We start from the raw sequence: 19,921 nt of genomic DNA on the forward strand, positions 1-19,921 counted from the left end.
GGCGTGCCGCAGATCGAGGTGACGTTCGACATCGACGCCAACGGCATCGTCAACGTGTCCGCCAAGGACCGTGGCACGGGCAAGGAGCAGTCGATGACGATCACCGGCGGCTCGGCCCTGTCCAAGGACGACATCGACAAGATGGTCCGGGACGCCGAGCAGTACGCCGAGGACGACAAGAAGCGCCGTGAGCAGGTCGAGACCCGCAACCAGGCCGAGTCGCTGTCGCACTCCACCGAGAAGTTCCTCGCGGAGAACGGCGACAAGGTCGGCGACGAGGTCAAGGCCGAGGTGCAGACCGACCTCGACGCGCTCAACGAGGCGCTCAAGGGTGAGGACGCCGACGCCGTCCAGGCTGCCGTGACCAAGCTCGGTGAGTCCAGCTCCAAGATGGGCGAGGCGATGTATGCCGCGGCCGCCGCGGAGGCCGAGGCCACCGGTGCTGACGCCCCGACCGCCGACGCGGCCGATGACGACGACGACGTCGTCGAGGCCGAGATCGTCGACGACGACGCGGATGACAAGAAGTGACCGAGCCCGAGACCGGCTCGGTCCCCGAGGACGAGGTGACGGAGCCTGCTGAGGAGACTCAGCAGGCTTCGGCCCCGGCCGAGCCCACCGTGGAGGAGCAGCTGGCCGAGCGCACGCTCGACCTGCAGCGCCTCCAGGCGGAGTACGTCAACTACAAGCGCCGGGTCGACCGCGACCGGGAGCTCGTCCGCGCCCAGGGCGAGGCCAATGTCCTGCAGTCGCTCATGACGGTGCTCGACGACATCCGGCGTGCCGCCGACCACGGCGAGCTCGAGGGCGGCTTCAAGGCCGTCGCCGACGCGCTGCACCAGGCGGTCGCCAAGCACAAGCTTGAGTCGTTCGGTGACAAGGGCGAGCCCTTCGACCCGTCGCTGCACGAGGCGGTGTTCCACGCCGGCGAGTCGGCCGACGTCGACACGACGACGGTCCACAGCGTCATGCGGACGGGCTACAAGGTCGGCGACCGGGTGCTCCGTGCGGCCACGGTCGGCGTCGTCGACCCGGCCGCGGCCGTGGCTCCGGAAGAGTCAGAGCCGGTCGACTCTGCCGACACCGGCGACACCGAAGACAAGTAACCAGGAAGGGGGACGGGATGGCAGCGAGTGACTGGGCGACCAAGGACTTCTACAAGACCCTCGGGGTCAAGAAGGACGCGTCGCAGGACGAGATCAAGAAGGCCTACCGCAAGCTCGCGCGTGACAACCATCCGGACTCCAACCCGGGCAACGCGGCGGCCGAGGAGCGCTTCAAGGAGATCTCCGAGGCCTACGCCGTGCTCTCGTCGACGGACAAGCGCAAGGAGTACGACGAGCAGCGCAGCATGTTCGGCCAGTTCCGTGGGGGCAACACCGGCTTCCGGCCGCCCGGCGCAGGTGGTCCGCAGGACTTCGACATGAGCGACCTGTTCGGTGGCCTCTTCGGCGGTGGCGGGCGGGCCCGCGGGCGGCAGCGCCCGCAGCCCCGCAAGGGCGACGACCTCGAGACCGAGGCCTCGATCACCTTCCAGCAGGCCGTGGATGGGGCGACCCTCCCGTTGCGGATGACGAGCGACGAGGCGTGCGCGACGTGCCACGGCACGGGCGCCCGCCCCGGCACGACCCCCAAGGTCTGCCCCAAGTGCCAGGGCAGCGGCATGCAGACCGGCGCCGCCGGTGGCCTGTTCGCGATGACCGAGCCGTGCGACGAGTGTCGCGGCCGGGGCCTGATCGTCGAGCACCCGTGCGACATCTGCCGCGGGTCCGGTCGCGCTCCGTCGGCCCGGACGCTCAACGTCAAGGTTCCCCCGGGCGTCAAGGACGGGCAGCGCATCCGGCTCAAGGGCAAGGGTGGCAAGGGTGACAACGGCGGCCCCAACGGCGACTTGTTCCTCGTGGTCCACGTCGCGCCGCACCAGCTCTTCGGCCGCAAGGGCGACCACCTGACGATCACGGTGCCGGTCACGTTCGACGAGGTGGCGCTCGGAGCGCAGATCCAGGTGCCGACGCTCGACGGCCCGCCGGTCCGGATCAAGATCCCGGCCGGCACGCCCACCGGGCGGACGTTCCGCGCGACCGGCCGGGGCGGGTCGACCAAGGCCGGCGGTCGTGGCGACCTGCTGGTCACGGTCGAGGTCCAGGTGCCGAGCGAGCTCTCGGACGTCGAGAAGGCAGCGGTCGAGACCCTGCGCGACGCTCGCGGTGCGGCATCGCCCCGCGACGGATTGTTCGAGGCGGTGGGCTGATGTCGGACTTCCAGGGACCGGGTCCCGAGGCCAAGGTCTTCGTGATCAGCGTCGCGGCCGAGCTGTCGGGACTGCACCCACAGACCCTGCGGACGTACGACCGACTGGGTCTCGTGGCCCCGGGGCGCACCGGCGGGGGCGGCCGGCGCTACTCGCTGCGCGACATAGAGCTGCTCCGCACCGTCGCCCGGCTGACCGCCGAGGGGCTCGGGCTCGAGGGGGTCCGGCGTGTCATCGACTTGGAGAACCAGGTCCTCGCCCTGCAGGAGCGGGTCGCCGAGCTCAACGCCGAGCTCGCGGCCGCCCGACTGCCGCAGAACCTGCCCGCCCTGATCGCCGACAACCAGGTCGTGATCTGGCGCAAGCTCAGCAGACCTCGCTGACCACCGGCGCGGACCCCCGATGAGCGTGCGGTCCCTGCATGACCGGGTCGGATTCGTCTCGGCGTAGGACCTCACGGCACTCGTCGTGGACAGCGAGCACGCCGACGCGGACCGCCGTGATCGACGTGGGACGCCGGACGGGCGGTGACATCTTCGCCGCGGGCGCGGTCATCACCGCGCTGCGGCACGCCCGGTACCTCGTGGCGATGTCCGGATCGGGTGCGCGCGGCACCGATAGTCGATAGGTTGTCGCTTCCGTATCGCGATCAGGAGACTCCCATGGCCAGCCCTTACCCCGCCCCGCCCCCGCAGCCGCCCCAGCCGAGTGCCGGCCGCAGCTTTGCCAGCTGGGGATCCCGTGTCGCTGCGACCCTCATCGACGCGGTTCCGACGGTCGTCGTCTTCTTCTTGGCAGTGATGCTCTTCGGCACGTCGGACACGGGCGACAACAGCTTCTCGTTCCAGCTCTCGGGTGCCGGTGCGGCGATCTATTACGTCTTCGCGATCGCGTTCTTCGTCTACAACGTCCTCTACCTGCAGGGCACCAGGGGCCAGACGATCGGCAAGAAGATCCTCGGCATCGCGGTCTACAAGGAGAGCTCCTCCGAGCCGCTGGGTGCGGGCATGACGTTCGTCCGCCAGCTGGCCCACATCCTCGACGCGATCCCGTGCTACCTCGGGTTCCTGTGGCCGCTGTGGGACAAGGAGAACCGTACGTTCGCCGACATGCTCCTGTCGTCGCGCGCCTACAAGGTCTGACGGGCATCTCCACGATCTCTCCACACGACCTCCCCGTCGACTCCATGTCCTGACGGGCCGGCTCGACGAACGTGGATGACGTCGGCAGCACTCCCGCTGCCGGCGTCATCCCACCTTCGGAGCCACTCATGTTCCTCCTCCCACTGGCCGTGGCTGTCGTGCTGCTGGCCCTCCTCCTCCGCACACTGGTCCACGACCTCAGGTACGACGGGCACGGGCTCGACCCGCTGCAGGCCCGCTTCGGCTGGGACCACCAGCGGGCCGCCGTGACCGCGACCGCCCTGCGCGCTACGAGACGCTGAACGCGGGGAGCCGGACCCCCGGGGCCGTCTCCACGTCGTGCGACGCCAGGTCGATGCCCGACCCGGCGAGCAGCAGCGAGGCCATCTGGTCGACCAGCAGCTCCCCGCCGTCGGCGTGCGCGGCGAGCAGGATCGCCCGCTCGACGCGACCGCCGGTGATGGGTCCGCCGTCGGCCCGGATCTCCGCGATCGCGAGGCCGAGACCCGTCCCGGCGATGGCGTGGACCGAGGCGGTCCCCGCCCGCACCGCGGTGGCCGGACCGTCGAACGTGATGACGGGTGCCCCGGTCACGGCGACGCGCCGCGTGCCACCGGCCGTCACGAGCCGCTCCATCAGGTCGGCCGCGCCGTCCCCGTGCGGTGCCGCGACGGCGGCCAGGGCGAGGTGGGGGGCGGGGCTGGGCCTCGCGGCGATGAACGGCTCGATGGCGTCGAGGAGCTGATCCGGCTGGCCGCAGGGCAGGTGATCGGTGCCGTCCAGCAGCACGAGCCGGGCCCCGGGGATGCGCTCGGCGATGAAGGCGGCCTCCTCCGGCCTGAAGAGCCGGTCGTCGCGGCGGTGCACGACCTGGGTCGGGACGCGGAGCCGCGGGAGCAGCTCGCGGACGTCGACCAGCGAGTTCATGTCCATCAGGGCCTGGATCGTCCCCGGTGTCGCCGCGGCACGGATCCGCCGCGACCACCACGCCTGCATCGCCGCATCCCCCGACGGGCAGCGCTGCAGCAGGTCCTCCTCCCAGTCCCAGCCGTTGACCATGTGCGCGGTGTACGCCGCGCGCTCCTCGACGGTCTGCGCCCACGGGTAGTCCGCCGCCCACGTCCGGCGGGCGTACGTCCCGAACAGTGACAGTCCCGAGACCCGCTCCGGGTGTGTCGCCGCGAGCAGCATCGCCATCGGTCCGCCCTCGGAGTAGCCGCAGATCACGGCCCGCTCCGAGCCCGCGGCGTCCATCACCGCCAGCACGTCGTGCATCCGGGTCTCGAGGTCCGGCACACCCGGAGGACGGTCGGACATCCCGGTGCCGCGCTTGTCGAACCGGATCAGCCGGCCCAGCGTCCCGAGGCGGTCCAGGAAGTGCGCGTGACGCTCGTCCTCCCAGTCGATGTCGAGGTGCGACACGAACCCGGGGATGAGGACGATGTCGGTGTCGCCCCCGCCGGTCACCTGGTGGGCGATGTGGAGCCCGTCGCTCATCGTGTACCTGACCGGCGGGCGGGCGGTGGGCGCCGGGAGCCCCGGTGCGGGGGCGGTGCCGTCCAGCACGCCCGCCACGAAGCGGTAGCCGCGACCGTGGAGCGTACGCACGAGCCGCTGGGAGTGCCCATCGTCACCGAGCGCCCGGCGCACCTGCTTGATCCGGCTCGCCACGGTCGTCTCGGTCACGAAAGCGACCGCCCCAGATCGTGTCCATGAGCTCTTCCTTGGGGACCACCCGGTCGCTGTGGCGCACCAGGTGGAGCAGGACGTCGAACGCCTGCGGCTCCATCGGCACGGCCCGGCCCGATCGACGTACCTCGAACAGGGCCTCGTCGATCTCGATGTCCTCGCCCAGCCCGATCACCACCTCCCCATCGTGACACCGGGGAGGCCGCCACGGCAGGGGGCGTCGGCAAGAACGTGAGGACACCCTCGGAATCGAGGGTTCGCGGATGGACGCTACCTTGGGATCACCGCCCCTCTGAGCAAGGATGACCTGGTGTTCCAGAAGATTCTCGTCGCGAACCGTGGTGAGATCGCGATTCGTGCGATCCGCGCTGCCAACGAGCTGGGGGTCAGGACCGTCGCGGTCTTCCCGTACGAGGACCGTGGCTCCGAGCACCGGGTCCGGGCCGACGAGGCGTACGAGATCGGGGAGCGCGGGCACCCCGTGCGGGCGTACCTCGACCCCGAGGCGATCGTCGCGGTGGCGGTCTCCGCCGGCGCCGACGCGGTCTATCCCGGCTACGGCTTCCTGTCGGAGAACCCGGACCTCGCCGAGGCGTGCCAGCGAGCCGGCATCACCTTCATCGGACCGCCCAAGGAGGTCCTGGAGCTGACCGGCAACAAGGCGACCGCGATCGCCGCGGCGAAGGCCGCCGGCGTGCCGACCCTGCGGTCGGTCGAGCCGTCCGCCGACGTCGACGAGCTGGTCAGGGCGTCGGACGCGTTGACGTACCCGCTGTTCGTCAAGGCGGTCGCCGGCGGCGGTGGTCGCGGCATGCGCCGGGTTGACGACCCGGACCGGCTGCGCGAGTCGATCGAGGCCGCGATGCGCGAGGCCGACGGCGCCTTCGGCGACCCGACCTGCTTCATCGAGGAGGCCGTCGTCGACGCCCGGCACATCGAGGTCCAGATCCTCGCCGACCAGCGTGGCAACGTCGTGCACCTGCGCGAGCGGGACTGCTCGGTGCAGCGCCGGCACCAGAAGGTCGTCGAGATCGCGCCGGCGCCGAACCTCGACCGGGACACCCGCAAGGCGATGTGCGCCGACGCGGTGAAGTTCGCCCGGTCGATCGACTACTCGTGCGCCGGGACGGTCGAGTTCCTGCTGGGTGCCGACGGTCGCTACGTCTTCATCGAGATGAACCCGCGGATCCAGGTCGAGCACACCGTGACCGAGGAGGTCACCAACGTCGACCTGGTCCAGGCCCAGATGCGGATCGCCGCCGGCGAGACCCTCGCCGATCTCGGCCTCGACGTGCAGGGCGACATCAAGGCCCGCGGATTCGCGCTGCAGTGCCGGATCACGACCGAGGACCCGGCCAACGACTTCCGCCCCGACACCGGCACCATCACGTCCTACCGGTCGCCCGGCGGTCCGGGCGTGCGCCTCGACGGCGGGACGACGTTCACCGGTGCCGTCGTCAGTGCCCACTTCGACTCGCTGCTGTCCAAGCTGACCTGCCGGGGCCGGGACTTCGAGGCCGCCGTGACCCGGGCGGAGCGGGCGCTGGGCGAGTTCCACGTCGGCGGGGTCTCGACCAACATCCCGTTCGTGCGGGGTCTGCTGGCCAATGCGGACTTCCGGGCCGGCCGGGTCACGACCCAGTTCATCGAGCAGCACCCCGAGCTCCTCGACGCCCATGGCGCCGTGGACCCCGCCGGCAAGATCCTGTCCTGGCTGGCCGACGTCACGGTCAACAAGCCGCACGGCAGCTCGCCGACCAGCGTCGACCCGGTGTCCAAGCTGCCGCTGGTCGACCTGACCTCGCCCCCGCCGGACGGCTCCCGGCAGCTGCTCGTCGAGCTGGGCCCCGAGGGGTTCGCCGCGGCGCTGCGGCAGCGGGACACCGTCGGGGTCACCGACACGACGTTCCGCGACGCGCACCAGTCACTGCTGGCGACCCGTGTGCGCACCCGCGACCTGGTGCAGGTCGCGCCGTACGTCGCGCGGATGACCCCGCAGCTGCTGAGCATCGAGGCGTGGGGCGGTGCGACGTACGACGTCGCCCTCCGCTTCCTCAAGGAGGACCCGTGGGAGCGGCTCGCCGCGATGCGCGAGGCGGCGCCCAACGTGTGCCTGCAGATGCTGCTGCGCGGACGCAACACCGTCGGCTACACGCCGTACCCGACCGACGTCACCGACGCGTTCGTTGCCGAGGCCGCGGCGACCGGCATCGACATCTTCCGGATCTTCGACGCGCTGAACGGCGTCGACCAGATGCGGCCGGCGATCGAGGCCGTGCGGGCGACCGGGACGGCGGTCGCCGAGGTGGCGCTCTGCTACACCGGCGACCTGTCCGACCCCGCCGAGACGCTCTACACGCTCGACTACTACCTCGAGCTGGCCGACCGGATCGTCGAGGCCGGGGCCCACGTCCTGGCGATCAAGGACATGGCCGGGCTGCTGCGGGCGCCCGCCGCCCGTACGCTCGTGCGCGCCCTGCGGGAGCGCTTCGACCTGCCGGTGCACCTGCACACGCACGACACCCCCGGCGGCCAGCTCGCGACGCTGGTCGCGGCGATCGAGGCCGGTGTGGATGCGGTCGACGCGGCGTCGGCGGCGCTGGCCGGCACGACCTCGCAGCCGCCGATGTCAGCCCTGGTCGCGGCGACCAACTTCGGTGACCGCACCACTGGTCTGGACATCGACGCGGTCAACGCGCTGGAGCCCTACTGGGAGGCCACCCGCCGCCTCTACGCCCCGTTCGAGTCCGGGCTGCCCGCGCCGACCGGCCGGGTCTACCGGCACGAGATCCCCGGCGGCCAGCTGTCCAACCTGCGCCAGCAGGCGATCGCGCTGGGGCTGGGGGAGAAGTTCGAGCAGATCGAGGACATGTACGCCGCGGCCAACGACATCCTCGGCAACGTCGTCAAGGTGACCCCGTCGTCCAAGGTCGTCGGCGACCTCGCGCTGCACCTCGTCGCGGTGGGCGCGGACCCACAGGAGTTCGCGGACGACCCCGCGTCGTTCGACATCCCCGAGTCCGTCATCGGCTTCCTGTCCGGCGAGCTCGGCGACCCGCCCGGTGGCTGGCCCGAGCCGTTCCGGACCAAGGCGCTCGAGGGTCGCAACACCAAGCCACGGGTCGAGGAGCTCACCGCCGCGGACCGGACCGGCCTGCTCGAGGATCGGCGGCGCACCCTCAACCGGCTGCTCTTCCCCGGCCCGACCGAGGACTTCGAGAAGGCGCGCGCCGAGTTCGGCGACCTCACGACCGTCCCGACCGACGCCTTCCTCTACGGGCTCCAGCAGGACGTCGAGACCGAGGTCGAGGTGTCGGAGGGCACTCTCCTGCTGTTCGGCGTCGAGGCGATCGGCGACGCCGACGAGCGCGGGATGCGCAACGTCCTCGGCACGATCAACGGTCAGCTGCGGCCCACCGAGGTCCGGGACCGGTCGGTCGACTCCAAGGCGGCGACGGCCGAGAAGGCCGACGCCGGCAACCCGCAGCACGTGTCGGTCCCGTTCGCCGGCGTCGTCCACGCGCTCGTCGCGGAGGGCGACACCGTCGAGGCGGGCCAGGCCGTCGCCACGATCGAGGCCATGAAGATGGAGGCCTCGATCACGACCCCCAACGCCGGGACCGTCGCGCGGCTCGTCATCGTCGACACCCGTCAGGCCGAGGGCGGGGACCTGCTCCTCGAGCTGGGCTGACGCCGGGCCCGAACGGCGACTGGCTGTCTGCACTGTTCTCGCGAAGTTCACAGCGTTCTCGCGGCGCGAACGACCCTGACCCGTGCCACAGTGGACGTACGTAGCCAGTCCGCGGCGTCCAGCTGCCGACGGCTCGTGCCGTGGGGAGTGGCCGCAGATGACGCAGGAAGCCCAGATCGATCCGCGCGCCGGCGAGCAGTACGTCAGCCACTTCACCGAGCTGGTCCAGACGGTCCGGGACGAGGGCCTGCTCGAGCGCCGGCACGTCTACTACTGGCTGCAGATCGGCGTCCACGTCGCGGCCTTCTTCGGCATCTGGGTCGGCTTCTTCCTGCTCGGCAACTCCTGGTTCCAGCTGATCCTGGCCGGGGCGCTCGGCGTCATCGTGACGCAGTTCGGCTTCCTGGGCCACGACGCCGCCCACCGCCAGATGTTCACGTCGGCGAAGTGGAACTCCTGGACCGCGCGCATCCTCGCCGGGGCGTTCGCCGGGCTGAGCTTCGCCTGGTGGCGGGCCAAGCACAACATGCACCACAAGGGGCCCAACCTCGAGGGCTACGACCCCGACATCGGTCCCGGTGCGATCGCGTTCACCCCCGGCATCGTCGCCCAGCGCACCACCGGGTTCGCCGGCTGGTTCGTCCAGCGCCAGGGCTGGCTGTTCTTCCCCCTCCTGACGCTGGAGGGGCTCAACCTGCACGCCGAGAGCATCCGTGCCGCCCGCGACGTGACGTCCATCCAGCCGTGGCGCCGGGTCGAGCTGTTCCTCGTCGTGACCCGCCTGACGGCGTACGTCGCGATCCTGCTGACGTTCCTCCCGCTCGGCAAGGCCGTCGCGTTCTTCGCGATCCAGATGGCGGTGTTCGGCTTCTGCCTCGGCGCGTCGTTCGCGCCGGCCCACAAGGGCATGCCGATCATCCCGCCGGAGATGAAGCTGGACTTCCTGCGTCGCCAGGTCATGGTGTCGCGCAACGTCAAGGGCAACCCGGTCGTCGACTGGGCGATGGGCGGGCTCAACTACCAGATCGAGCACCACCTCTTCCCCAACATGCCGCGGTGCAACTTGCGCAAGGCGCAGCCCTTCGTCCGGGCGCACTGCGAGCGGGAGGGCATCGACTACGTGGAGGTCGGGCTGTTCCACTCGTACGCCATCGTGGTCGACTACCTCAACAACGTCGGCCTGCGCGCCCGTGACCCGTTCGACTGCCCGCTCTCGGCGCAGCTCCGCGCCCCGCAGTAGGGCGGGCTCTCAGCGGTCGGCGAGGTGCTGGCGGAGCTCGACGATCGCCGGGTCGTCGTGGATGCTGCGCCCGGCCAGGACGATCGGCGCATCCCTCGTGACGATCCCGACGCCATCGCGGGACATCGCCGACAGGCCCGTGAGGGGCTCGACCGCGATGATGTCGTCCAGCGGCACGACGTGGGGCTCGGCCCGCCCGGACTCGTCCGAGATGCGCAGGCCGTCGGCCGCGAGGTCCAGCACGATCTCGCGGGCCGGGGCCTGCAGCACCGAGTCGCCGCTACCGGCGAGCGGGAAGACCCGGGCCTGCCGCGACAGGCGAACGTACCGCGCGAAGAACCAGGCCGAGACGACCAGCACGAGGGCGAGCGCGAGCAGGATCGCGAGACCGCTCGACGTGCGGATCCGGACGACGAGGATGCCGATCCAGGCGACCAGCAGGAGCAGTCCCGCGGGACTGCCGAGCAGCGACGGCCGACGTGAGGTCCGGATGGCCGCGCTGCGCGTGCGGTGGCGGCGCACGGCGTAGAGACGACTCTCGACCGTGACCTGGTTGGCCTCGACCTGCCGGCCGAGGATCGCCTGGTTCATGTCGACGATCCCCGCCCAGGCCCAGGGGACGAGCAGGAGCAGGCCGCTGACGGCCGACGCGGGCGCCCAGGCGCTGTCGTCGAGACCCACGAGCGGGGCCAGGAGGAAGGCGAGCCCCATGACCCCCGTGACCATCAGGGCGAAGACCGGCTGGATCGTGCGGAGCTCGAACAGGCGCCCCATGTGCCGGGCGACGACCTTGCCCACGACCTCGTCGTAGTCGGCCCGGTCCCGCAGGTCGTGCACCGTGGCGATCTCCGGGGTGACATCCGAGGCGTCGAGCCCCAGCAGGGCGGGGTCGCGGCGAAGGGATCGCGCGGTGTCGATCCGGGCCAGGAGACGTCGACCGGTGGCGATGTACGTCCATCCGTTCCACGCGACGCCGATCGCCAGCGCCGCCCAGACGACGAGGAAGAACGTCCGTGCGGCCGCGCCGTCGAGCTCGTCGACGACCGGGGTGGTGGCCGAGCCGACCGCCACGATCACGACGAAGGCGACGAGGTGGCCGATGAAGGCCTTGCCCGGCACGACCCGGGCGACGAGCCACCACAGGATGACCAGGGCGGGGAGGAAGGCGAACGCGGCGTCGTTGGAGTCGAGGTCGGCGCCGCCCTGGACGAAGAGCATGACCATCAGGCCGAACGACCACACGACGACGGGCAGCGTCCTGCGCAGCGACGTCAGCGCCCGGTCGGCCGCAGCGATCTCCGCGTCCGCCCGGCGGAGCAGCTCGCCCCGGCTCGTCACGCCCCCCACGTCGAGGAGGCCGGTCATGAAGCCGTGCCCGCGGGCTCGATCTCGCTGACCTCGATGGTCGACTTGCCCCCCATGAGGCCGACGACCGCGGCCATCTCGTGCTTCTGCGCGACGTCGGCGGCGAGGCCGACGACCAGCAGGGCTCGGTCGCTGCTAGCGGCTCCCGACATCACGGCCGCGACAGCGATCTGGGAGGGGAGGGGCAGGACGTCGGGGCGGGTGGCGGCCCCGGGCACGGTGTCGATCTCGGTGATGACGCCGGCACCCCAGCCCATCGTCGTCTCGAACGACTCGGTGTGTGTGCCGGGCTTGGTGAAGTGGTGGCCGAAGATCCTGGCGGCGACCGCGCCCTCGTCGAGCTCCTGGTCGGGCGACACGGCCACGACCCCCGCGAAGATGTGCCAGTGCGCGGCGCCGAACACGTGACCCTCGAACTCGTAGCCGGCCGGGACGCCGACGACCCCGTGGAAGATGATGCCGCGGTCGAGCAGCAGGTCCCGCCAGCGCAGGATTCCGTCGACGAGCGCGTCGAGCTCGTCCTGGACGATCGACGGGAACATCTCGGTGAACAACGCCGCGAAGGCGACCGTGGCCTCCGCGCGGTCCTCGGGCTCGAGGACGTTGAACAGCCCGGTCGGCACCAACAGCTCGTACGTGCCGTCGAATGGCTGCGTCATCTGACCACGGGTCCTTGCGTCATGGGCTTCTTCCCGGTCATGGTGTCGATCGTGGACTGCACGCCGCCGGGGGCCTGGAGGCCGTCGAGGATCGTGGAGGCCTGGGTGACCTTCCAGCTGCCGAGCAGGTAGTTCATCTCGGTGGCGGTGTACGTCCCGCCCTGGATCAGCTTGAAGAAGGTCGGCGCGGTGGCGCCCGTGCCCCGAGCGCTGACCGCCAGACGCGACATCTTCGCGCCGATCCCCAGGCCGGTCGCGCCGAGCACCACGGAGGCGGAGTCGAGCCAGAACTGGGCCTCGGTGAACGGCTTGCCGAAGCTCCCGGTCTCGCCGACCCGGGCGGCGTAGTGGGTCAGCAGGGCCACGCCGGCGAGCGCCAGGGCAGCGGGACCGCAGAACGGGGCGAGGAACGGGATCAGCGACAGCAGCCCGAGGATGCCGGACAGCAGGCCGGCGATGTCGCCGATCGCCTGCAGGAGCGGAGCGAGCTCGTGCAGCTTCTCGATGACCCAGTCGTCCAGGTCGTCGAGCTTGTCCTTGATCGTGTCGACGAAGTCGCCGATCGAGTCGATGGCCTTGGAGAACCAGCCCGGCTCCTCGGGGGCGATGTCGATCGCGTCCTTGAGCTTGTCGGCGTGGGAGCGCCCCTCGGGCTCGTACTCGTTGCGGAGCATGTCGCGGGCGTATCCGCGGTAGCGCTCGACCGCGTCGTTGGCCTCGCCGAGCGCCTTGGTGCTCGCGGTGCGGCTGCTCGCGTCGTCGCTCTGCTTGTCGCGGTCCGCCTTGTCCGCGGGCGCGGGGACACCGGGCGCCGGCTTGGGCGGCAGGCCGTCGAGGGTCGCCTGCGCGGCGTCGGCCTCGGCCTGGGCCTCGGCGGCCCACTTCTCGTAGCTGGCGGCCCGCGACTGGTAGCCGTCGAGGCTCGTCGCCCAGGTCGAGAGCGCCGAGTGGGCGTTGTCGAATGCCTCCACGCACGTGTCGATCTTGGGGCGGACGTCATCGTCGAGCAGGTCACGGAACGCGATCGCGGCCCCGCCGCGCCACTCGCCGTCGGCGGCGCCGTGCAGCACGTTGGAGATCTCGTTCATCGCGTCATACACGTTGCGCAGCGTCGTGGAGATCGTCGCGACCGCGTCGGTGTCCCCGGGGGCCGGGTCGAAGCCGAGCGTGGGGTAGTCGGCCTTCGACGTGGCACTCACGTCAGGCGTCCTTCGGCGTGGGGTTCTCGAGGGCGGCGGCGAGATCGGTGTCGGCCTTGTCGAAGGCGTCAGCGATCGACTGCAGCGCCTCGACGACGGAGTCGGCGAACTCGCCGAGCTGACCGATGCCGTAGTCCCAGTCGTCGCTGAACTCGTCCATGCGAGCCTCGAGCCTCGAGGGGCCGACCTCGGTGGCGTCGAGATCCTTCATCGCGCGACTTGGGCCGCGCAGCAGGCTCTCGATGTTCTTGAAGTTCGTCTTGACGCGGTCCAGCATCGCGCCGTCGATGTACAGGTCACTCATGGAGGCCCCCCGGTCCCGGATGTCTGCCGAGCAGTGTATCCACGAAATCGGCGGGCCCCGACCGCCCGAGGGGTCAGTTGACCTGGCGGTCGTGCCCGGCCCAGAACTCCGCGCGGAGCTTGAACTTCTGCAGCTTGCCGGTCGCGGTGCGCGCCAGCTCGTCGCGGAAGTCGATCCGCTTGGGGCATTTGTAGCCCGCCAGGTGCGTCCGGCAGTGCGCGATGAGGCCCGCGTCGTCCACGGGGTCCTCGTCGGGGTCCAGGACCACGAGGGCCGTGATGAGCTCGCCCCACTTCTCGTCGGGGATGCCGATGACGGCGACCTCCTTGACCGACGGGTGCGACATCAGCGCGTCCTCGACCTCGATCGAGGAGACGTTCTCCCCGCCGGTGATGATGACGTCCTTCTTGCGGTCGGCGATCGTGATGTAGCCGTCCTCGAACGTCCCGCCGTCGCCGGTGTGGAACCAGTTGCCCGCCAGCGCGTCGGCGGTGGCCTCGGGGTTCTCCCAGTACGACGCGAGGTTGTGGTTGGACCGCGCGAGGACCTCGCCGGAGTCGTCGATCATCATCCGCACGCCGAGCGCGGGCGCGCCGGCCCGGCCCAGGTTGACCGCCTGCTGGTGGGCGTCGAGGTCGTCCCACTCCTCCCGCATGCGGGACATCGTCAGCAGGGGCGAGGTCTCGGTGAGGCCGTAGATCTGGATGAACTCCCAGCCCAGCTCCTCGCGGACCCGCTCGATCGTCCGGGTCGGCGGGGGCGCGCCGGCGACGATGATGCGGACCCGGTCACGACCGGGGACCTCGCCCTCCCACGTCTTGAGCGCGTCGAGCGCGGCGGCGACGACGGCGGGGGCGGCGCACATGACCGTGACGCCGTGCTGCTCGACCCGCCTGAGGATCTCGGTGCCGTCGATCTGCCGGATGATGATGTGCCGGCCACCGACGCCGGTGAGGGCGAACGGCCAGCCCCACCCGTTGGCGTGGAACATCGGCAGCGTGTGCAGGTAGACGTCGCGGTCCGAGGCGGAGGCCTGGAGCGCGAACACCGTCGCGTTGAGCCAGTTGTTGCGGTGGGTCAGCTGGACGCCCTTCGGTCGGGCCGTCGTGCCGGAGGTGTAGTTGATCGTCGCAGTCGCGTTCTCGTCGCCCTCCCACGGCTGGGGCTCGGCGGTCGACCCCCAGATCTTGTCGTCGTCCTCGCCCAGCACGAAGATGCGCTTGCAGTCGATCTCGTCGACCAGGTGCTGCAGGTCGGGGTCGACCATCAGGACCTCGGCGCCGGAGTGCTCGACGATGTAGCGGATCTCGGCGACCGCGAGCCGGAAGTTGATCGGTACCAGCACGCGGCCCCAGCCGGAGACGCCGTAGAACGAGGTCAGTAGGCGGGCGGAGTTCTGCGACACGATCGCGACCCGGCCGCCGACCGGGACGCCCAGCTCGTCGAGGGTCGCCGCCTGCGCCGCGGCGCGACGGCCCATCTCGGCGTACGTGATCTCACCCCACGACTCGGCCGGCTGGTTCGGCTCGTCGACCACGGCCACCCGGTCGGGGTAGACGGTGACGGCACGGTCCAGGAAGTCGCGGACGGTGAGGGGGAAGAACACAGGGGGCCTCCAGATATGACGCGGGTCACTCCTTTCTACCCGGTCGCTCGTTGCGGCCGGGTTGCGGTCTAGCCTGACGTCACACTTTCGACCGAAGGAACCCCATGGCGATCACGGCCACCCTCGAGCTCCGGTTCAGGCCCGAGCTCCTCGACGACGCCCGGACGATCCTGGCCCGGGTGCTGGCGGAGACCCGCGCGTTCGAGGGCAACCTCGGTGTCGACGTGCTGGTCGACCGGGCCGACCCGGCGCACTGGATCGCGTACGAGACGTGGGAGAGCCCCGAGCACGACGCGGCCTACCGCGAGTTCCGCGCGGGCCCGGGCGCGATCACGGACCTCGGCCCCTTGCTGGCGGCCGCTCCGGTGCTGACCTGGTTCGAGATCGACCGGGCCGTCTGAGGGATGAGCTGGTCGACCTTCACGAGCCCCGCCAGCCCGGCGCAGGTACGCGCGTACGGCTCGGTGCTCGACGCGCTGCACGCCTTCCACGACGCCCTGGCCTCGGCGGCACCCGGACCCGAGCTGCTCGACCGTCTCGCGGAGGACCTCCGCGGCTGGACCGACACGCTGACCCCGATGGCGGTGCCGGAGCTCGAGCGGCTGGCCGGGCGCACCCTGTCCCTCCCCGTCCGCGGGCACCCGGCGGTCCCGCCGTTCGTCGTCGACAGCCTCGACGGCGACAAGATCGAGGGGACCGTGACGTTCGGTGCGTTCTTCCTCGGCGGTGGCGGCTCGGCGCACGGCGGCACGATCCTGACGATCTTCGACGAGGTGCTCGGGGTGCTCGCCGTGACGCAGTCCCGCGCCGCGAGCCGGACGGCGTACCTCAAGACCGACTTCCGGGCGACCGTTCCGGTCGACACCCCGGTGCGGGTCGTGGCCTGGGTCGACCGGGTGGAGGGGCGCAAGCGGTTCCTGCGCGGCGAGATGTGGGTCGGCGAGACGCTCTGCGCCGAGGCCGACGCGCTGTTCGTCGTGGTGCGTGACCCGACGGCCTAGCCTCAGCCGTCCTCGCGGGCGATGCGCTCCGCCTCGGCCTCGTGGTCCTCGAGACCGCGGAAGCGGCGGAAGCTCCACACGATGACGGCGAGGGCGAAGATGCCCGAGGCGATCAGCGTGACCCCGGTGCCCCAGCCCCCGATCAGCCACCACGAGTCCCGCACGGGCCACCAGCCCGGCGCGTCCGGACCCACGATCCACACGACGCCGAACGCCGCGATCCCCAGGGCGCCGAGGCAGCTCGCGACGATCCGCGGCCAGGTCTGCACGCTGTCCGCCGCCGACTTGTAGGCCGCGACCTTGACGGGCTGGAGCCGGCGCTCGGCCCAGTCGTACTGCTGGGACAGGACCGCGAGGCCGGCGAACAGCCCCAGCAGTCCCGGGCCGGGCAGGATCAGCGCCGCGATGCCGACGACCACGAGGGTCCAGCCGACGATCTCGATCGTGAGCCGACGTGCCACGCTCCGGGATTCCATGCCGCGACGCTACAGGCAGGCCCGAGGGTGCGCCTCCACGCCGAGGAGGCCCGGCCGTGATGAGATGACCTCATGCGTACGGCTGCGGTGGCTCTCCTGCTGCTCCTCGGTGCGTGCGGGGGGGCCGAGGAACCGGCCGCGAAGGCGCCCGCGACGACGACCGCCACGACACCTCCGGCGGCCGCCGTCTCGACCGTGCCGGCCACTGGCACGCCGGCACCCCAGTCGCTGTCCGGCTTCCGCTGCGAGAAGAACGACGACGATGACTGGACCGCCAAGGGCGTCCTGGCCAACACCAGCAAGGCCAAGGCCACGTTCCAGGTCACGGTCTACATCGGCAGCGCGACCGGCGGCGCCGAGCGCGCCAAGACCCGGCAGGTGCCGAGCGTCGCTCCCGGTGGGTCGGTCGGGTTCATGATCAAGAAGGTCCCGGCACCCGATGACGGTGGCACCTGCCACGTGCAGGTGCTGGCCTCGAAGTAGGTCACGCCCGCCGGCGCCACTCCTCGGCGAGCAGGGCGTAGAGGTACTCGTCCTGCCACCCGTGGTCGCGGTGCAGGGAGTTCTTCACGTGGTGGGCCTCGCGGCGCATCATGAGCCGCTCCATCAGCCGCCAGGACGGCTCGTTGTCGGTGAAGCACTCGGCGACGACCCGGCGCAGGCCGAGGTCGTCGAAGCAGATCCGCAGCAGGGCCTCGACGGCCTCGGTCGCCAGCCCACGACCGCGGTGGCCCGGGTCGAAGGTCCAGCCCAGCTCGGCCTGGGACGCGACCGCGCCGTCGGCCACCTCGTGCTGGGCCCAGGCGTCCTCGACCCTGACCATCAGGTCACCGACGACACGGCCGTCGTGCTCGACGATCACCGCGGTCGACCCGTCACCGAACCGGTCGGCCATCGCGTCGACGTCGGTGACGGCGCTGCCGATCCACTCCGACACCTCCGGCACCGACCGGTAGGCGAAGATCGCGGGGATGTCGGTCGGGAGCAGGCGCCGCAGCACCAGGCGGTCGGTGCGGACCGGCCAGTCGACGGTGTCCAGGGGCGAGGTCGCCGCAGCGGCGTCGTGGAGTCGTCCCGTCACCCGACCAGCGTACGGCGACCGGTCAGAGGTTCGACTGGATCCCGCAGGACTGGCGGGTCCTCGGGAGGTCCACGCGCGGCACCGGTCACGACAGGGACTCCCGGGTCGACGCCCGGTGGTGTTCTCTGGGAGTGGGTCTGCGTGTGCGGCCCGTCCTGGTGAGGAGAGACACGATGCACGACGTCACGCTCAGCAACGGTGTCGAGATGCCGATCCTCGGCTTCGGCGTCTACCAGATCCCGCCCGAGGAGACGCAGGCCGCGGTCGAGGCCGCGCTGGCGGCGGGCTACCGGCATGTCGACACCGCGGCGGGCTACGGCAACGAGGTGGCCGTCGGCGCCGCGATCCGGGCCAGCGGCATCGCCCGGGACGAGATCTTCGTGACGACCAAGCTCTGGATCCAGCACGCCCGGACCGGCAGCGTCGAGGACAACACGCACCGAGCCTTCGACGCCTCCCTGCACCGACTCGGACTCGACCACGTCGACCTCTACCTGATCCACCAGCCGCTCGGCGACTACTACGCCGAGTGGCGCGCGATGCAGCGGATCCTCGCCGCCGGCACGGCCCGCGCGATCGGCGTCTCCAACTTCCACCCCGACCGGCTCGTCGACCTGATCGACCACAACGAGGTCGCGCCGGCGGTCAACCAGATCGAGACCCACCCGTTCCACCAGCGGGAGGCCGACCAGGCGCTGATGCGCGAGCGCGGCGTCCAGATCGAGTCGTGGGGGCCGTTCGCGGAGGGCCGCAACAACCTCTTCACCGATCCGGTCCTCGGCGCGATCGGTCAGACGTACGACAAGTCCGTCGCCCAGGTCGTGCTGCGCTGGCTCGTGCAGCGCGAGGTCGTCGCGATCCCGAAGTCCGTACGCCCTGACCGCATGGCCGAGAACCTCGACATCTTCGACTTCAGCCTGAGCGACGACGACATGGCGCGGATCGCGACGCTCGAGGACGGGAGCAGCCAGTTCTTCGACCACCGCGATCCCGCGATGGTCAGCTGGCTCGGCTCACGCCACGACTGACGGCGTCACCGGGCCGCACCGAGGAAGGACCGCCCGAAGATGAGGGGTCGGGGTAGTGATCGCCACCCCAACCCCTCATCGTCGGTCCCCGGTGGACGGGTCAGAGCTTGGACTGCACCCCGGCGAGGAGCTGGCGGGCCATGACGACGCGCTGCACCTGGTTGGTGCCCTCGTAGATCTGGGTGATCTGTTGCCGCTCTCGGAAAATGTCGTCTGACCTGTGGTTATGCGGGTGACATGTCACATCGACGTCACACCCTGCGCGCCGTCGTGTTCCGACAGAGCCTCTGAGACGCGTGCCTCGTCTACCTGAGAAGTTCGTCGTCTACTGGGGCTGCACCCCGTCATCTGAGGTCGTGACGGGAGCCACTTCAATGCTTAGAGTCGTAGGTGGAGGCAGAGTTGTGCCTCCAGTAGCTCGAGAGCAAGGGCGGGTCAGGCCTACAGCCTTGGCGCTTGCGACCACTGACGGGCCGCCGGGCGGGAGGATCCGCGATCCGCGCGACGCCGAACTCGCTCGCGAACGGCGCGTCGCCCGGCAAGCCCGCTGATGACCACCCCCTCCAGGGTGCCTCCGCGACAGCGCGAAGGCGCGTTGTCTCGTGGACTTCCGCGGCCGCGCAGGGGTACTGAGTAGCGCCTGGACCCTGCCCGCACGTGGTCGGTGGACGGTGTTCTGCGAGTCTCCAACCGTGTAGATGTCTATACGGACTGAACTGGCTGAGTGCCTTCCCGTCGTCAGAACCGTGCTGGTGCCCGCAAGGGCATCGTGTCGGCCGAGCTGGAGGCAGCGCTACTGAAGGAGTCGCGCGCGCTAGGTGGTCTGGTCGAGGCGGTGGACCGCATCAAGGCGGTCAACGACTTCTTCGCTCAGCTCGACCTTGAGCTTGAGCAGTTCGCCGACGTGCGCCTTGAGGCTGTCAGGGAGCTGCGCGCGCAGGGCTGGTCGTACGACCGCATCGCGGCTGCGACATCTTTGTCCAAGGCCAGGGTTGCCCAACTGGTCAAGGAGACCGGGCGAGGGGCCTAAGGGGGAGCGGCGCCGAACTCGCTCATGGTTTGAGCTGGGGCCGCCGGCACGACACCCAGACGCCCCGGTTGCCAGAACCTCACGTGACGACATGGTTCACGCACTGGTGCAGCGGGCCGTCGCATCGCACCGCTTCGCGCTCGCCGAAGTTGTACGGCT

Annotated in this window: 23 protein-coding genes; 14 read left to right on the forward strand and 9 right to left on the reverse strand. The window is 70.7% G+C overall.

From position 1 onward, the window contains the following. The 7 genes from JWQ91_RS09195 to JWQ91_RS09225 all read left to right on the forward strand — a co-directional run. On the forward strand, positions 1-531 hold a 531-nt coding region (locus JWQ91_RS09195), incomplete at its 5' end, for an Hsp70 family protein (RefSeq protein ID WP_297782723.1). After that, a complete protein-coding gene (gene grpE / locus JWQ91_RS09200; RefSeq protein ID WP_297782726.1) occupies positions 528-1,106 on the forward strand; it encodes a nucleotide exchange factor GrpE in 579 nt (192 codons plus the stop codon). The genes JWQ91_RS09195 and grpE, both read left to right, overlap by 4 nt. 17 nt (positions 1,107-1,123) lie before the next feature. Continuing rightward, entirely contained in the window at positions 1,124-2,251 is a 1,128-nt protein-coding gene (gene dnaJ, locus JWQ91_RS09205) for a molecular chaperone DnaJ (protein WP_297782728.1), read from the forward strand. Then, a complete protein-coding gene (locus tag JWQ91_RS09210) occupies positions 2,251-2,634 on the forward strand; it encodes a MerR family transcriptional regulator (protein WP_297782730.1) in 384 nt (127 codons plus the stop codon). Before dnaJ ends, JWQ91_RS09210 begins: the two co-directional genes overlap by 1 nt. Before the next feature lie 116 nt (positions 2,635-2,750). After that, positions 2,751-2,879: a hypothetical protein gene (locus tag JWQ91_RS09215; RefSeq protein ID WP_297782732.1), complete on the forward strand. Its 129-nt coding sequence runs from the start codon at positions 2,751-2,753 to the stop codon at positions 2,877-2,879. Between the two features lie 34 nt (positions 2,880-2,913). Further along, complete coding sequence (locus JWQ91_RS09220) at positions 2,914-3,393, forward strand: RDD family protein (protein ID WP_297782734.1); 480 nt, start codon at positions 2,914-2,916, stop codon at positions 3,391-3,393. A gap of 128 nt (positions 3,394-3,521) precedes the next feature. Then, the gene (locus tag JWQ91_RS09225) at positions 3,522-3,695 is read left to right on the forward strand and encodes a hypothetical protein (RefSeq protein WP_297782736.1); all 174 of its coding nucleotides are present in this window, start codon (positions 3,522-3,524) and stop codon (positions 3,693-3,695) included. Here JWQ91_RS09225 and JWQ91_RS09230 read toward each other — a convergent pair. Then, complete coding sequence (locus JWQ91_RS09230) at positions 3,682-5,079, reverse strand: alpha/beta fold hydrolase (protein WP_366521365.1); 1,398 nt, start codon at positions 5,077-5,079, stop codon at positions 3,682-3,684. The two genes, JWQ91_RS09225 and JWQ91_RS09230, sit on opposite strands and share 14 nt — an antisense overlap. After that, positions 5,024-5,260: a winged helix-turn-helix domain-containing protein gene (locus tag JWQ91_RS09235; RefSeq protein ID WP_366521366.1), complete on the reverse strand. Its 237-nt coding sequence runs from the start codon at positions 5,258-5,260 to the stop codon at positions 5,024-5,026. Before JWQ91_RS09235 ends, JWQ91_RS09230 begins: the two co-directional genes overlap by 56 nt. A gap of 132 nt (positions 5,261-5,392) precedes the next feature. Between JWQ91_RS09235 and JWQ91_RS09240 the strand changes: the two genes are divergently transcribed. Both JWQ91_RS09240 and JWQ91_RS09245 read left to right on the forward strand, forming a co-directional pair. Further along, positions 5,393-8,773: a pyruvate carboxylase gene (locus JWQ91_RS09240; RefSeq protein ID WP_297782738.1), complete on the forward strand. Its 3,381-nt coding sequence runs from the start codon at positions 5,393-5,395 to the stop codon at positions 8,771-8,773. A gap of 157 nt (positions 8,774-8,930) precedes the next feature. Further along, the gene (locus tag JWQ91_RS09245; RefSeq protein WP_297782740.1) at positions 8,931-10,013 is read left to right on the forward strand and encodes an acyl-CoA desaturase; all 1,083 of its coding nucleotides are present in this window, start codon (positions 8,931-8,933) and stop codon (positions 10,011-10,013) included. Positions 10,014-10,022: 9 nt separating this feature from the next. Here JWQ91_RS09245 and JWQ91_RS09250 read toward each other — a convergent pair whose 3' ends face one another. From JWQ91_RS09250 to JWQ91_RS09270, 5 genes are all read right to left on the reverse strand, one after another. Further along, entirely contained in the window at positions 10,023-11,378 is a 1,356-nt protein-coding gene (locus tag JWQ91_RS09250) for a hypothetical protein (protein WP_297782742.1), read from the reverse strand. After that, the gene (locus tag JWQ91_RS09255; protein ID WP_297782744.1) at positions 11,375-12,037 is read right to left on the reverse strand and encodes a hypothetical protein; all 663 of its coding nucleotides are present in this window, start codon (positions 12,035-12,037) and stop codon (positions 11,375-11,377) included. Before JWQ91_RS09255 ends, JWQ91_RS09250 begins: the two co-directional genes overlap by 4 nt. Then, the gene (locus JWQ91_RS09260) at positions 12,034-13,236 is read right to left on the reverse strand and encodes a putative T7SS-secreted protein (protein ID WP_297782746.1); all 1,203 of its coding nucleotides are present in this window, start codon (positions 13,234-13,236) and stop codon (positions 12,034-12,036) included. The genes JWQ91_RS09255 and JWQ91_RS09260 overlap by 4 nt, the downstream gene beginning before the upstream one ends. 1 nt (position 13,237) lies before the next feature. Further along, positions 13,238-13,540, reverse strand: a complete 303-nt coding sequence (locus tag JWQ91_RS09265; protein ID WP_297782748.1) for a hypothetical protein — start codon at positions 13,538-13,540, stop codon at positions 13,238-13,240. A 73-nt stretch (positions 13,541-13,613) separates the two neighbouring features. Beyond that, positions 13,614-15,146 carry an AMP-binding protein gene (locus tag JWQ91_RS09270; RefSeq protein ID WP_297782750.1) on the reverse strand — a complete coding sequence of 511 codons (1,533 nt, stop codon included), beginning with the start codon at positions 15,144-15,146 and terminating at the stop codon, positions 13,614-13,616. A gap of 104 nt (positions 15,147-15,250) precedes the next feature. Between JWQ91_RS09270 and JWQ91_RS09275 the strand changes: the two genes are divergently transcribed. Then, complete coding sequence (locus JWQ91_RS09275; RefSeq protein WP_297782752.1) at positions 15,251-15,547, forward strand: antibiotic biosynthesis monooxygenase; 297 nt, start codon at positions 15,251-15,253, stop codon at positions 15,545-15,547. A 3-nt stretch (positions 15,548-15,550) separates the two neighbouring features. Further along, positions 15,551-16,147, forward strand: coding sequence for a hotdog domain-containing protein (locus JWQ91_RS09280; protein ID WP_297782755.1), 597 nt, complete (start codon positions 15,551-15,553; stop codon positions 16,145-16,147). Between the two features lie 2 nt (positions 16,148-16,149). On the opposite strand, the gene JWQ91_RS09285 is transcribed toward JWQ91_RS09280, so the two are convergent. After that, positions 16,150-16,623 carry a PGPGW domain-containing protein gene (locus tag JWQ91_RS09285; RefSeq protein ID WP_297782757.1) on the reverse strand — a complete coding sequence of 158 codons (474 nt, stop codon included), beginning with the start codon at positions 16,621-16,623 and terminating at the stop codon, positions 16,150-16,152. A gap of 72 nt (positions 16,624-16,695) precedes the next feature. On the opposite strand from JWQ91_RS09285, the gene JWQ91_RS09290 reads away from it, so the two are divergent. Beyond that, positions 16,696-17,106, forward strand: a complete 411-nt coding sequence (locus JWQ91_RS09290) for a hypothetical protein (protein WP_297782759.1) — start codon at positions 16,696-16,698, stop codon at positions 17,104-17,106. A gap of 1 nt (position 17,107) precedes the next feature. Here the strand turns inward: JWQ91_RS09290 and JWQ91_RS09295 are convergent, their stop codons facing one another. Further along, a complete protein-coding gene (locus tag JWQ91_RS09295) occupies positions 17,108-17,704 on the reverse strand; it encodes a GNAT family protein (RefSeq protein ID WP_297782761.1) in 597 nt (198 codons plus the stop codon). A gap of 173 nt (positions 17,705-17,877) precedes the next feature. On the opposite strand from JWQ91_RS09295, the gene JWQ91_RS09300 reads away from it, so the two are divergent. Together JWQ91_RS09300 and JWQ91_RS09305 are read left to right on the forward strand one after the other, a co-directional pair. Next, complete coding sequence (locus tag JWQ91_RS09300) at positions 17,878-18,732, forward strand: aldo/keto reductase (protein WP_297782762.1); 855 nt, start codon at positions 17,878-17,880, stop codon at positions 18,730-18,732. Positions 18,733-19,456: 724 nt separating this feature from the next. Then, complete coding sequence (locus JWQ91_RS09305) at positions 19,457-19,762, forward strand: hypothetical protein (RefSeq protein WP_297782763.1); 306 nt, start codon at positions 19,457-19,459, stop codon at positions 19,760-19,762. Positions 19,763-19,921 lie beyond the last annotated feature (159 nt).

It is taken from the genome of Aeromicrobium sp., assembly GCF_025965075.1.
In the GTDB taxonomy this organism is placed as follows: Bacteria; Actinomycetota; Actinomycetes; order Propionibacteriales; family Nocardioidaceae; genus Aeromicrobium.